Origin of the sequence: Zunongwangia sp. HGR-M22, assembly GCF_027594425.1 — a bacterium.
Classification (GTDB): Bacteria; Bacteroidota; Bacteroidia; order Flavobacteriales; family Flavobacteriaceae; genus Zunongwangia.
This window is the reverse complement of sequence record NZ_CP115159.1, coordinates 316,942-331,370: the sequence shown is the minus strand read 5'-3', so window position 1 is coordinate 331,370 and position 14,429 is coordinate 316,942. Positions and strand designations below refer to the sequence as shown.

The 14,429-nt window shown below is 35.5% G+C and carries 14 protein-coding genes; 4 read left to right on the top strand and 10 right to left on the bottom strand.

Translation table 11 applies throughout. The annotated features are described in order from the left end of the window. Positions 1-42 precede the first annotated feature (42 nt). Entirely contained in the window at positions 43-1,266 is a 1,224-nt protein-coding gene (locus PBT91_RS01455; protein WP_270060038.1) for a DEAD/DEAH box helicase, read from the bottom strand. A gap of 205 nt (positions 1,267-1,471) precedes the next feature. Between PBT91_RS01455 and PBT91_RS01450 the strand changes: the two genes are divergently transcribed. Then, complete coding sequence (locus PBT91_RS01450; RefSeq protein ID WP_270060037.1) at positions 1,472-2,647, top strand: acyl-CoA dehydrogenase family protein; 1,176 nt, start codon at positions 1,472-1,474, stop codon at positions 2,645-2,647. 346 nt (positions 2,648-2,993) lie between these two features. Further along, positions 2,994-3,761, top strand: coding sequence for a DUF3050 domain-containing protein (locus tag PBT91_RS01445; RefSeq protein WP_270061407.1), 768 nt, complete (start codon positions 2,994-2,996; stop codon positions 3,759-3,761). A 59-nt stretch (positions 3,762-3,820) separates the two neighbouring features. Here the strand turns inward: PBT91_RS01445 and PBT91_RS01440 are convergent, their stop codons facing one another. The 7 genes from PBT91_RS01440 to trmB all read right to left on the bottom strand — a co-directional run bounded on the left by PBT91_RS01440 (position 3,821) and on the right by trmB (position 8,500). Then, entirely contained in the window at positions 3,821-4,156 is a 336-nt protein-coding gene (locus tag PBT91_RS01440) for a 2Fe-2S iron-sulfur cluster-binding protein (protein ID WP_270060036.1), read from the bottom strand. A 37-nt stretch (positions 4,157-4,193) separates the two neighbouring features. Next, positions 4,194-5,255 (bottom strand): NAD(P)/FAD-dependent oxidoreductase, encoded by a 1,062-nt coding sequence (locus tag PBT91_RS01435; RefSeq protein WP_270060035.1) that lies wholly within the window; start codon positions 5,253-5,255, stop codon positions 4,194-4,196. A gap of 23 nt (positions 5,256-5,278) precedes the next feature. Further along, positions 5,279-5,521: a NifU family protein gene (locus tag PBT91_RS01430; RefSeq protein ID WP_084842358.1), complete on the bottom strand. Its 243-nt coding sequence runs from the start codon at positions 5,519-5,521 to the stop codon at positions 5,279-5,281. Continuing rightward, positions 5,522-6,664, bottom strand: coding sequence for an Mrp/NBP35 family ATP-binding protein (locus tag PBT91_RS01425; RefSeq protein WP_270060034.1), 1,143 nt, complete (start codon positions 6,662-6,664; stop codon positions 5,522-5,524). A gap of 189 nt (positions 6,665-6,853) precedes the next feature. Next, positions 6,854-7,198, bottom strand: a complete 345-nt coding sequence (locus tag PBT91_RS01420; protein ID WP_270060033.1) for an MGMT family protein — start codon at positions 7,196-7,198, stop codon at positions 6,854-6,856. Beyond that, complete coding sequence (locus tag PBT91_RS01415) at positions 7,195-7,818, bottom strand: LysE family translocator (protein WP_270060032.1); 624 nt, start codon at positions 7,816-7,818, stop codon at positions 7,195-7,197. Before PBT91_RS01415 ends, PBT91_RS01420 begins: the two co-directional genes overlap by 4 nt. Positions 7,819-7,825: 7 nt before the next feature. After that, entirely contained in the window at positions 7,826-8,500 is a 675-nt protein-coding gene (trmB, locus tag PBT91_RS01410; RefSeq protein WP_270060031.1) for a tRNA (guanosine(46)-N7)-methyltransferase TrmB, read from the bottom strand. A 188-nt stretch (positions 8,501-8,688) separates the two neighbouring features. Here trmB and PBT91_RS01405 point away from each other — a divergent pair, with 188 nt between their 5' ends. After that, on the top strand, positions 8,689-9,747 hold the full coding sequence (locus PBT91_RS01405) for a glycosyltransferase (protein ID WP_270060030.1): 1,059 nt from the start codon (positions 8,689-8,691) through the stop codon (positions 9,745-9,747). Here PBT91_RS01405 and PBT91_RS01400 read toward each other — a convergent pair. Then, entirely contained in the window at positions 9,679-10,764 is a 1,086-nt protein-coding gene (locus PBT91_RS01400) for a sensor histidine kinase (protein WP_270060029.1), read from the bottom strand. The genes PBT91_RS01405 and PBT91_RS01400 overlap by 69 nt on opposite strands. Then, complete coding sequence (locus PBT91_RS01395) at positions 10,764-11,447, bottom strand: response regulator transcription factor (RefSeq protein WP_270060028.1); 684 nt, start codon at positions 11,445-11,447, stop codon at positions 10,764-10,766. Before PBT91_RS01395 ends, PBT91_RS01400 begins: the two co-directional genes overlap by 1 nt. Positions 11,448-11,622: 175 nt before the next feature. Here PBT91_RS01395 and PBT91_RS01390 point away from each other — a divergent pair, with 175 nt between their 5' ends. Then, the gene (locus tag PBT91_RS01390) at positions 11,623-14,376 is read left to right on the top strand and encodes a TonB-dependent receptor (RefSeq protein ID WP_270060027.1); all 2,754 of its coding nucleotides are present in this window, start codon (positions 11,623-11,625) and stop codon (positions 14,374-14,376) included. The last annotated feature ends 53 nt before the right edge of the window (positions 14,377-14,429 follow it).

Here is a 14,429-nt window from a genome sequence, read left to right as displayed (position 1 = left end):
AAATATCGCCGATTCGTTATTAATCTCTATTATAGCACAAAGCTATTTTTTGCCTCTCGGTTTCCTTCCAGAATTAGCTCTTGGCTTTTTTTGTGATTTGCCAGTACTTTGAGCAGCCTTTGCTTCCGCAGATATTTCTTTAAAAGCATGATCATCTATAACCGGTAATCGCTGATCGATAAGTTTTTCTATAGATTTTAAATAAGGTCGTTCTTCAATATCACAAAAAGCAATCGCACTACCGCTAGCTTTGGCACGACCTGTTCTCCCTATCCTATGTACGTACGTTTCTGCTACATTTGGCAAATCAAACTGCACTACAAGAGAAAGCTGAGATACATCTATACCTCTGGCAGCAATATCTGTCGCTACCAAAACTTTGATTTTCCCATCCTTAAAGTCATTCAACACATTTTGCCGTTGATTCTGAGATTTATTACCATGAATTGCTGCGGAATCAATACCAGCCTGACTCAATTTCTTTACAATTTTATTCGCCCCATGCTTAGTTCTAGAAAATACAATTACGGTATCAAAAGAAGCAGTTTTCAATAAATGAACAAGCAGCTTAACCTTATTTTGTTTTGGCACAAAATAAATTTCTTGATCTACACGCTCTGCCGTAGTTTGTTGAGGCGCGATCTTTACCCGCTCAAAATCACCTAAAATTTGTCTTGAAAGTTCAATAATAGACTTCGGCATGGTGGCAGAGAAAAACAGCGATTGACGCTCTTTAGGTAACTTTTTGAGAATTTTTTTTATCTCATGTACAAACCCCATATCCAACATCTGGTCGGCTTCATCAAGCACAAAATGCTCAATATTATTTAGCGATATAAAACCCTGATTAATCAAATCTAATAACCTTCCAGGGGTTGCTGTTAGAATATCTATTCCACTCTGTATTTTTCTTACCTGCTGATGTTGCTTTACTCCACCAAAAATTACCGTATTTCGAATGTCGGTATATTTTGAATACGTATCGATATTATCTGCTATCTGAATAGCCAACTCTCTTGTTGGTGTAATGATAAGCACTCTTATTTTTCTTTTACCCTTCGGCGGGACACCCTCTACCAACCTTTGTAATATAGGAATTGTAAAAGCCGCAGTTTTACCCGTACCTGTTTGAGCAGATCCTAGTAAGTCTTTTCCTTTTAATAAGATTGGAATAGCTTGTTGCTGAATGGGAGTAGGCTCAGAATAACCTTTATCTTCTAACGCCCTTGAGATTGAGTCTATAATACCCAGTTCTTTAAATGTCATATAGTAATATAATCTCCAAATATAAAGCTAATTATACAGATTAAGCAACAGCTTAACAATAACCTGCATATTGATTAGCTAAACTGTAATTATTATGGAATTAAAAAGAAACCTATTTACATAAATTATATCAATAAAATTTGTTCTATAGTAGTTATTCCGTAATTTCAATACTAATTTTATAATAGATAATAAGTCAACTAAAATGAAAACAGATCTTTTTACTGCTCCCGATTATTATAATATTGATGACTTATTGAACGACGAACATAAAATGGTTCGCGAAGCAACTCGTTCTTGGGTAAAAAAAGAAGTAAGCCCAATAATAGAAGATGCTGCACAAAAAGCCGAATTCCCAAAGATTTTATTAAATGGTTTAGCTGAAATTGGTGCTTTTGGACCTTATATTCCTGAAGAATATGGTGGTGCCGGCCTAGACCAGATCTCATACGGAATCATAATGCAAGAGATTGAAAGGGGCGATAGCGGAATACGATCTACGACATCTGTTCAATCTTCTTTGGTAATGCATCCTATTTTCACTTATGGATCTGAAGAACAAAGAAAAAAATACCTCCCTAAACTAGCCTCTGGCGAATTAATTGGCTGCTTTGGCTTAACTGAACCCGATTTTGGATCGAATCCTAGTGGAATGCTAACCAATTTTAAAGATAAAGGAGATCACTATTTGCTTAACGGAGCAAAACTATGGATCTCTAACGCTCCTTTTGCAGATATTGCTATTGTATGGGCCAAAAATGAAGAAGATCGAATTCACGGACTTATTGTTGAACGTGGGATGGATGGATTTTCTACACCAGAGACTCATAATAAGTGGTCGTTAAGAGCAAGTGCTACCGGAGAATTGATCTTTAATAATGTAAAAATACCAAAGGAAAACCTCTTGCCAAATAAAAATGGATTGGGTGCACCACTTGGTTGTCTCGATTCTGCTCGTTACGGTATCGCTTGGGGTGCCATTGGTGCCGCTATGGATTGTTATGATACAGCATTGCGCTATGCAAAAGAGAGAATCCAGTTTGGTAAACCCATCGCTGTAAAACAACTTCAGCAGAAAAAGCTGGCAGAAATGATCACTGAAATTACAAAAGCTCAATTACTAGCCTGGCGCCTTGGAACACTCAAAAATCAAGGAAAGGCAACTTCAGCCCAAATATCCATGGCTAAAAGAAATAACGTTGATATGGCTTTAAAAGTAGCTCGTGAGGCCCGCCAGATCTTAGGCGCTATGGGAATTACCGGGGAATACAGTATAATGCGGCATATGATGAATCTAGAAAGCGTCGTTACCTATGAAGGCACACATGACATACATCTTCTTATCACAGGATTGGATATCACAGGACATTCAGCATTCTAAAAATATATGCTGAAATTCGATAAAACTAGCTAGTATTTAATGGATTTTAATTTTTTACTAAAGATCGAAGCAAGGGCAGCGTTTACACCGATTGCCCTTTTTATATTTCTCGCAACACTTCTTTTTTAGCTTCATTTCCTTTTTGGGCACAACACCTTCTACTCTAAGAAAATCCTTAGATTTTTCGGAGTAAAAAACAATAATATTTAAATGCAGGAAACCAATCATAATAGCAACGAATTTAAAGAGATTTAATGAAAATCGATACTAAGATTATTTAAAAAGACTGTTATTATTTTAAAATCCGAACCTAGCTAGTATTTTTGTGGGAAATTTAAGCTTAACCATGATTAAAGACATCAATAAAGTTTTAAAGCCTAAGGTAGAAACTTTACTAAATCACTCGCTATATTCAAAGATCACTTCCCCTAAAGAATTGCAGATCTTTATGGAACATCATGTTTTTGCAGTATGGGATTTTATGTCTTTACTTAAAGCTTTACAGCAAAGTTTAACAAAAACCACTAATCCATGGTTTCCCGTAGGAAATCCTGAAACACGCTATTTAATTAACGAAATTGTACTTGCCGAGGAAACCGATATTAATTTCTACGGAAAGCACCAAAGTCACTACGAAATGTATATTGACGCCATGCAAAAAGCTGGTGCAGATAATACAAAGATTTATAAATTTATAAATCAGGTAATTCATGGTACAGATATCTATTTAATTATCGCTACCAGTGAGCTACCTTGGAGCATTAAACAGTTTCTAAAATTTACTTTTGAGTTAATTTCTGAAGGAAAACCCCACAAAATCGCCGCTGCTTTTACCTTTGGAAGAGAAGGACTAATTCCCGGAATGTTCACTTCTATAATCAGCAATATCCAGCAGAATTTCCCAGAAAAGGATTTGGAGCTTTTTAAATATTATTTTGATCGCCATATAGAATTGGATGATGATGAACACGGGCCGATGGCTTTTGAAATGATTGAACATTTATGCGCCTTCGACGGCAAAAAATGGGAAGAAGTAGAAACTGTGGCCAAGCAAGCTTTAGATGCGCGCATAGAGCTATGGGATGGAATAGAAAAAGAAATAGTACAATTATAACAATAAAGCCGATTGGTTTCCCATCGGCTTTGTTGCTATATATTTTCAGATAGAATTAATTAAGTAGACTCTGGAGCTAATTTAACTTCAAGGCCATCCAAGTCTTCTGTAATTGGAATTTGACAGCTTAATCGGCTGTTACCTTCAACAAAAAATGCCTGGTCTAACATATCTTCTTCTTCGAAACTTTGTTCGGGCAACATATGTTCTAAATTCATAACATAGCATTGGCAGGATGCACACATTGCCATTCCTCCGCAGATACCAATAGTTCCTTCAGGCGCCAACTCGTAAGAACGAATCACTTCCATTAAATTCATATTCATATCTGTAGGGGCATCTACCGTATGAGCCTCTCCTTCTCTGTCGATGATGGTAATCTTTATATCAGACATTTCTTTATTTTTTGAAGCTAACGCTTCGCTTGTACTATTAACTTATACTTTTAACTACTTCTTTTTTTGCCTCTTTCTTACTTCCATCAAAGCCATTAACACCACTAACGGTGGTATATTTCATCACGTACTTTTTATCCGGAAAAATACGTTGGTAGGCACTTTGGCACATAATCGCTGCCTCATGAAAACCACATAAAATAAGCTTTAATTTACCAGGATAGGTATTTACATCCCCAATGGCATACACCCCGGGAATATTGGTTTGATAATCGTAAGAATTATTTACTTTAATCGCATTTTTTTCGATCTCTAATCCCCAATCGCCAATAGGCCCAAGTTTTGGAGACAGTCCAAATAAAGGAATAAAATTATCTACTTCTTTAATTTCTTCACCCAGAGCTGTATCCTTGTGCCGAATAACCACAGCTTCAAGATTGTCCTTACCCTTTAGATCTACAACCTCTGCATTGGTTATCATTTTTATTTGTCCAATTTTAGAGAGTTCTTCAACTTTTTCTACGGAATCTAGAGCACCTCTAAATTCTTGTCGGCGATGAACTAAAGAAACTTCTGAAGCAATATCGGCAAGATAAATAGCCCAATCTAGTGCTGAATCTCCACCACCTGCTATAACCACTTTTTTATCGCGATAAATTTCTGGTTCCTTAATTATATAAGCCACTCCCTTATCTTCAAACTCATTTATTGAAGGAATAGGCGGTTTTCTAGGCTCAAAGCTACCCAAACCTCCGGCAATAACAACTACAGGCGCATGATGCTTTGTCCCTTTATTTGTAGTAACGATAAAACTGCCGTCTTCTTGTTTATCGATAGTTTCTGCTCGCTCTCCCAAGGTAAAACCAGGCTCAAAGGATTTTATTTGCTCCATCAGATTATTCACAAGATCACCAGCAAGAACCTCTGGAAAACCCGGAATATCATAAATAGGCTTTTTAGGATAAATCTCTGAACATTGACCACCAGGTTGCGGCAATGCATCGATTAGATGGCATTTCAATTTCAGCAATCCTGCTTCAAAAACAGTAAAAAGTCCAGTTGGCCCGGCACCAACAATAATCATATCTGTTTTAATCATGTTGTTTGGGTTAATTCGAAAGTCTACTTCTGGATATTTATTACTTCTTCAATCTGTGGCACATACTTTTTAATAGTCATTTCTACGCCAGATTTTAAAGTCATTTGATTTACAGAGCAACCTACGCAAGCACCCTCTAACTGTACTTTTACAAGGCGGTCGTCTTCAATCGCAACCAAAGATATATCTCCGCCATCGCTTTCTAGAAAAGGACGGATTTCGGCCAATGCCTTTTCTACATTAAGTTTTACTTCTTCGCTTGTCATTTACTTAGTTTTAACCGCACTACATCCAGCCATTGTGGTGATCTTAATCGCCTCGGTTGGAGGTAAGCTTTTATTTCTTTTTACCGTTTCTTGCACCATATTTCGGGTTAACTCCTTAAAAGATTCTTCTAAGGGGGTATCTTCCTGAAGTGCAGCAGGACGACCTATATCTCCAGATTCTCTAAGACTTTGAACCAATGGAATTTCTCCTAAAAATGGTATTTGCAAATCTTCGGAAAGGTTTTTAGCTCCCTGTTCACCAAAAATATAATATTTATTTTCTGGCAATTCTTGCGGAGTAAAATACGCCATATTTTCTACAATACCCAGCACCGGTACATTTATACTTTCCTGCTGAAACATTGCTACTCCCTTTCTCGCATCTGCTAAAGCCACATTTTGCGGTGTACTTACCACAACAGATCCCGTAATTGGAAGGGATTGCATGATGGAAAGATGAATATCTCCTGTTCCCGGAGGAAGATCTACCAATAGAAAATCTAATTCTCCCCATGCTGCATCGAAAATCATCTGATTCAATGCCTTTGCTGCCATTGGTCCTCTCCAAATTACAGCCTGGCTAGGTTTAGTAAAAAATCCTATGGAAAGAATTTTAACACCATAGTTCTCTACCGGCTTCATTTTAGATTTACCAGCTACAGTAACCGATAGTGGTCTTTCTGCTGCTACATCAAACATGATTGGCACCGAAGGACCATAGATATCTGCATCTAAAACTCCTACTTTAAAGCCCATTTTTGCCAAAGTGACTGCTAAATTAGCAGTTACGGTAGATTTACCAACCCCACCTTTTCCAGAAGCTATAGCAACTACATTCTTTATCCCAGGAATTGCTTTTCCTTTTATTTCAGGAGCTTTTTTTTCAGGCTCGGGAGTTTCGACTTTAATATTTACCTTAATCTTGGCTTTTTCGTAGACCTTTTCGTGAATAGTTTTCATCACATCAACTTCAGCACGCTTTTTAATATGTAAAGCGGGAGAACTTAACACCAGATCCACAACAACCTCGTCACCAAAGGTCATTACATTTTGTAATGCACCACTATCTACAATATTTTTGCCTTCTCCGGCGATACTGATAGTTTCTAATGCACTTATGATTTCTTTTCTATCTAATTTCATAAAATTTTTTAGTAAGAATATCCTCTAATTAGACCGATTCTAAATGCAAATATAGCTTGAAATGCTAAGAACACGAAGCATTTATATAGAATTGATCTACCCTAATATTTCCAAAACCAATTCAGTTTTTCTAAATTGGTATATTCATAAATTCAGTATGATAAGTATGTAAAACCTTACAAATATTAGCTACTTATCTTCCTTAAAAAGCGCTTTCATAGGATCCCAAAAAATAGATTTGAAATTTACAATCTTAAGATCTTTCACCTCTACGCCTTCTGCCTCCAAAAGCTGTTGCATGGCATTAGTACCTCCAAAATGAATTTTACCAGTTAGCACACCATTTCTATTAACTACACGATGGGCGGGAACCTCATCTCTATCTTTTGAAGCATTCATCGCCCAACCAACCATCCTTGCACTTTTAGCCGCTCCCAAATATTTAGCTATAGCACCGTAAGAGGTCACACGACCTTCTGGGATTTGAGATGCAACTTTGTAAACTTTTTCGAAAAAACCGGTATTAGAACTCATGAATTATAGATCCTAAAAATCGTAACAATCACTAGAATAAGCATCAAACCAGCCATAAAGTAGTTTGAATATTTAGCGAATTTCTCTGCTTTACTTTCAATTTTAATAAAAGAAAGCACGTATAAATATAGGCTCGTAAAACTACCCAGAGATGCTGCTGCTGCAAATGCTATAATTTTAAACCAATTATAGCTTACACCAACCCCAACATTAAAACCACCGGCGATAGCGCAAAAATAAGGAATGGGAAAAATATTGAGGGCTGCTATCAACATACCCTTATACAAACTGTTTTTATTTTTTTTCTTGGAATGAGAGGGAGCGCCCTTTTTATTTTTAGCCTGAATAAAGAAATAAACTCCTAAAATAATAAAGATTACTAAAGCAGCTCTAAGCATTACGCGCTGAACAAAGGGATGATCGAATATATATTTGGCTAAAAGAACGGCTACAAATGCCTGAATTAAAATCACTATCGAAGCACCAATAGCAACCAGCATTCCATTTTTCTTACCACGCTCTATACAGGTTTTCGCCACAGTCATGTTCACGAGACCGGGCGGTAAAACTCCAAAAAGAGCTGCAAAATATACGATAAGAAAAATCCTTGCTTCTTCCAAAAACCTTTTATTTTATTCTGAATTTAATATATGTAATGGGTTTTCCTTTTTCAAGATACTGTTTTTCGTAGAAAGTTTGGATATCTGTTACTTCTTTTGGCGCTCCTTCATTTTTGTAAACATGATGATTAGCATAAATTACCTCGTGGCCTGCCCCATGAAGCAAGCCTAAAGTATAACCATGCATAAATTCACTATCTGTTTTTAAATTTACTTCGCCATTTGGCTTAAGAATTTTTTTATACTTCTGTAGAAATTCTGCATTCGTCAAGCGATGCTTTGTTCTCTTATATTTAATCTGAGGATCAGGAAAGGTAATCCAGATTTCACTAACTTCATTCTCTGCAAAAGCATGATCGATAAGTTCTATTTGAGTTCTCAAAAAACCAACATTCTCCAATCCGTCTTCTAAAGCTGTTTTCGCACCTCGCCAAAATCGAGCCCCTTTAATATCTATACCAACAAAATTTTTATCGGGATACGCTTCTGCAAGACCAACGCTATATTCACCTTTACCACAACCCAATTCTAATACTATAGGCTTATCATTCTTGAAAAAATCACTGGCCCATTTTCCTTTATATTCAAACTGAGCTTCGATTAAATCTTCTCTTTTAGGCTGAATTACATTAGAAAACACCTCGTTCTCTTTAAAACGCTTTAATTTATTCTTACTTCCCACAGTTAAAAATTGAGTTTCGACAAATTTATAGAATATTATTTGAGTTTTCAGCAAAGCCATGGTTACAATTGAACATTTCCGGTTTAAAACAAAATTGCTAAAAACCGATAGAGCTTATTTAAAGCTTTGATGATGTTTTTTTAATCGGGAAAAAGATGCTGTTCTCTGCGTAAGTATATATTTGTTATATGCAAAAAGGAAGAATTTTAGTTGCTGCTTTAAATTGGGGGCTTGGCCACGCCGCAAGGTGTGTTCCTATAATTAAAGCATTATTAAAAAATGACTACGAACCTATTCTAGCATCCGATGGTGATGCGCTAAAATTATTGCAAAGAGAGTTTCCACATATTACCTGCTTAAGTTTGCCTTCTTATAATATTAAATATACCGAGGATCCCTCAAATTTGAAATGGAAATTACTTTTTGACAGTCCACATATTTTAAGAACGATAAAGGCTGAAAAAAAAGTAACTAAGCAAATAATTAAGGATTATCAGATTATTGGAATAATTTCAGATAATCGTTGGGGTGTACGGCACAAAAATTTAAAAAGCGTCTTTGTAACGCATCAATTAAATGTACTCTCTGGTAACACCACATATTTTAGTAGTAAAATTCAGCAAAATTACATCGAAAAATTCGATGAATGCTGGGTTCCCGATTATCCCGGAAGAAAAAACCTAAGCGGTATTTTGGGACATTTAAAAAAAGAAAATTCAGCTATAAAATATATTGGACCTCTAAGCCGAATTGAAAAACGCTCCTGGCCTAAAATATATGATTTTTTGATTATTCTCTCTGGTCCAGAACCTCAACGAACTTTTTTAGAGAAGAAATTATTAAATACTTTTAAAGATAGTAAGGAGAAAATTCTATTTGTAAGAGGCGTTTTTTCTTCGGAAGAAATTAGTGTAAAAAACACCAATATTAATATAAGAAACCATCTTTATGGAGCTGTTCTACAGCAAGCCCTTAACAGTTGTAAATATATAATTGCAAGATCTGGCTATACAACTATTATGGATTTAAATAGTATTGAAGCAAAGGCTTTCTTTATCCCTACACCGGGACAATACGAGCAGGAATATCTTGCTGAAAGACTTCATAAGCTAGGAGTTGCCCCATTCTGCACTCAGCAAGATTTCACTTTGGAAAAATTGAATGATTTAGAAGAATTTTCAGGATTCAGAAGTATCCGTTTCGATCACTCTTTTCGGGATCTCTTTACTCTTTTCGAGCGTAAATGAAAACTCACTTCCTACACCAAAAACACTTTCTACATAAATTTTTTCCTGGTGGGCTTCTATAATATGTTTTACAATAGATAAGCCTAAGCCAGACCCTCCTTCTTTTCGAGAACCACTTTTATCTACGCGATAAAAACGCTCAAATAAACGAGGAATATTTTCTTTTTCTATTCCTTCACCATTATCTGTTACCCGAACGATAACTTTATTTTTAATCAGGTTTTCTATACTAATTTCTGTTGTACCGCCTTCTTTACCGTATTTAACTGAGTTCACAACGAGATTCGTAATTATCTGCTGAATTCTCTCTTTATCGGCCTTCACGAAAATAGCTTCGCGATACGGCATATCAAATGTAAGCGTGATATTCTTCTTGGCCGCTTTCATCTCTAAAAGATCAAAAGTATTTTGGATTAGCTCTACGATATTAAAGTCCTCAATATAAAGATGTAAATCACCAGTTTCTAATTTGGTGATCATATCAAGATCTTTTACAATGTAGATTAGACGCTCAACCCCTTTACTGGCACGTTGCAAATATTTTTTTCGCACCGTTTTGTCTTTCATTGCCCCGTCCAATAAAGTTAAAATATATCCCTGTACCGTAAAAAGTGGTGTCTTTAACTCGTGAGAGACATTTCCCATAAATTCCTTACGGTAATTCTCACGTACTTTTAATGTTTCTATCTCCAGCTTTTTATGTTCGGCAAACTTCTCTACTTCTTTAGTTAAGGTTGCCATATCTGTTGTCACCTGATTAGGCCTTAAGGTTGAAGAATCCAATAAAGAGACATCATCGTAGATCTTTTTTATCCTTTTGTAAATAAAATTTTCTACACGATACTGAATTATAAAAAAAGAAAAAGTATAACTAACAATTATAAAACCAAGTAAAGCCCACCAGTGAAAGTCTCCTGATAAATAAGAAAAAGCAGCCCAGAGACCGCTTAAAAATAAAGTTAGATATAAAGAGGTCTTTATTGCGAATGTGTAGGACTTCTTAAATTTTTTTGCCATTAAACTACGAACTTATAACCAACGCCTTTTACGGTTTTAAAGCTGTCGTCTCCAATTTTTTCTCTTAGTTTACGAATATGAACATCTATAGTACGTCCTCCTACAACAACTTCGTTACCCCAAACTTTGTCTAAAATATCTTCTCTTTTAAAAACCTTACCCGGTTTGGAAGCTAATAATGAAAGTAATTCAAATTCTTTACGAGGCAAAATCATCTCCTCTTTATTTCTCACTACTTTATATTCATCTCTATTAATAACAATCTCCCCAACCTTTACAATGTTAGAAGTTGCTTCTTCATCTCTAAACCTTCTTAATAAAGCTTTCACTTTACTAATTAAAACTTTTGGCTTTATTGGTTTAGTAATATAATCATCAGCTCCGGCATCAAAACCTGCCATTTGAGAATAATCCTCACCCCTGGCCGTTAGAAAAGTTATAATTGTTTCGTCTAACTCAGGGATTTTTCTCATTTGCTCACAAGCTTCAATACCATCCATACCCGGCATCATTACATCTAGTATAATAAGATGCGGAGTTTTCTTTTTTGCCACTTTTACCGCATCTGCGCCATTATCGGCTGTAATTACCTGATATCCTTCAGCAGAAAGGTTATAGCCAACAATCTCAAGAATATCTGGCTCATCGTCTACTAGAAGGATACGGATGTCTTTTTTCTTCATTTTATTGTATAGATTTTAACAAATACGGGGTAAATGTAATTATTAATTTCAACCTACAATTTAAGCATTTATTTAGTAACCTTTACATAACACTAAAATGACAAAGCGTTAATTTGCCGTTAACACAAGCTTTACATACCCCCCTTTAATTTGCACTCAAGAATCAAACAAAGGGATGAATAAATTTTTAGTACTCATTGCATTTTTACTTACTATCGTAGTAAATGCTCAAGAAACAACAGGTTCGATCGCAGGAAAGCTTACCGACCGCGAGATGAACGGCGAACCACTAGCGTTTGCCAATGTAACAATTAAAGGAACTTCTAAAGGAACAACCTCAGACTATGACGGTTTGTATGTTCTAAACAAATTAGAACCCGGTACTTATACGGTGGTTTTTAGCTTTGTAGGTTACGAGACCTTAGAAATACCAAACGTACAGGTTGTTGTAGATAAAGTTACAGAAATAAATACAGATTTAGGCGCCAGTGCTGCATCTTTAGATGAAGTTGTAATTACTACAGTTTCCAGAAGAGATAGTGAAGTTGCGCTTTTATTAGAACAAAAGGGTGCCATTGAAATGATCGAAAACATTAGCGCACAGGAATTAGCGAGAAAAGGTGTTGGTGATGCGCAAGGCGCTTTAACAAAGATGGCTGGTGTAAGTAAACAAGAAGGAGTTAAAAATGTCTTTGTAAGAGGTCTTGGTGACCGTTACAACTCTACCACTCTAAATGGATTACCTCTTCCTTCTGAAGATCCAGAATACAAAAACGTCGCTTTAGATTTTTTTGACAGCAATATTATTAATAGTGTTGGAATAAATAAAACATTCCAAAGTTCTTTGTATGGAGATTTTGCTGGAGCAAATATTGATATCATTTCAAAAGAATTATACGGCAAAGAAACCATAAAAGTTGGTTTTGGTTCTGGTGTAAACACTAGAGCTGTAAACGCTGATTTCGAAACTGTAGACGGAGCTTCTTGGTTTGGCTATGGATTATCTTCAGACAGCCCAATAACCAGCTTGGATACTTACGGTTTTGAAAATTCTATGGCTTCTAACAATCAAAATTCTCAGATCAATGTTAATGGAAATTTTCAACTTGGTAAAAGGTTTGATGTTGGAGAAAATTCTTTAAAAGCATTATTAATAGGCTCTTTCGATAGCAAATACAGCTATAACGAAGGTAATACCAAAGAAATCAATGCGCAGGGATTACCTTTAAGAGACCTGGATTTTCAAAAATCACAATATAATGTTTCCCAAATATTGATGGCTAATTTGGATTATGGGTTTGGAGAAAATAATTTAAGTTTCAATTCTTTGTATATCCATAATAATACCCAAAGTGTAGGAAACTATTTTGGCCAGTCTGCAAATATATCTGAGGAAACAGACGATTCTGCATATATAAAAAGACAGCAGGTTAATGACAATACGGTATTCGTTAATCAGTTGCTAAGTGAATTTGCCTTAACCGAAAGGATTAGTTTACAAGCTAGTGTAGGTTACAACATGACAAGAGCAAATGAACCAGATCGTAGACAAAATACTTTTGTTTATAACCAAACCAATGATAATTACCGTGTTGCCGTAGGTACACCTGGATATAATTTACGATTTTTTTCAGACCTAAAAGAGGATGAGATTGTAGGTCGCTTGAATGCTTCATATGATTTTGGAAAGACAACTAACGATGAAGAAGCCAAGGGAAAAATAAACATTGGTTACGATTATAGAAATACCGATAGAACATTTAACTTCTTACAATTTAATCACGATTTTGGTTCCCCTGTTACCGTAGATCCTAACAATCCAGATTTAGTTTTCAATCAAGAAAATCTTTCAAATGGCACTTTTAGGTTAGTAACCAACAGTGGCTTTGGAGATGATTTTGATCCTTTGGACCCTTTCTTCTACGAAGGAGAAAAAGACATACATGCCGGTTTCGCAAGTGCTTTTTATCAATTTAGTGAAGCATTTACCTTTAATGCCGGTTTGCGTGTAGAACATATTAATCAATATGTAAACTGGGACACTAACTTATCGAGTAGTGAAAATAATAGAAACACAGATCCTTCTGAAATTCAAAACACTTATTTGCTACCTAGTTTTACCGGTAAATATAATTTTAACGAAAATAGTATCGTAAGACTTACCGGTAGCAAAACCTACACCTTTCCTCAATTTAAAGAAGTAGCTCCATTTGTTTATGAAAACGTAAACTTTTCGAGCTTTGGTAATCCAGATTTAGAAGCTTCAGATAACTACAATCTTGATCTGAAATACGAATTCTATTTTGGCGGTAACCAAATAATATCTATAACAGGATTTTACAAAAAAATTAAAAATCCTATCAACAGAGTACAGGTAAATTCTGCAGCTAACCAACTTTCTTACATTAATTCCGGAGATGAAGCTGATGTTGCGGGAGCCGAATTAGAAGTTCGTAAAACTATTTTTAATGTCGAATCTACCGAAAGCAAAAAACACGAATTGGCTTTTGGCTTAAATACCTCGTATCTATACTCAAGACAAGATTTATCAAATCCTAGCACGAACTTTACGAATAGTGAAGATGAGCTAGAAGGTGCATCTCCATGGGTTTTAAATACAGACCTTACTTATAATTACGACAGCAATAATTTTAATTTAATGTCTTCTATAGTGCTAAATTACTTTAGTGACCGAATTTACTCTTTAGGTGTTCAGCAACAATCAAATATTGTGGAAACCGGAATCCCGACATTAGATTTTATCGCCACAGGCACTATTTCAAAACATTGGGGAATAAATGCGAAGATTAAAAACATTTTAGATCCTGAATTCAAATTAACTCAAGACGATTTAAACGGAAATACCAACACAATAAATAACTTTAAAAAAGGTATGGTCTTTTCGCTAGGACTAAGTTATAGTCTCTAATAAATTATTAAACACTCTTTTATAAATTAAATCTTAACTAAACACAAACACTT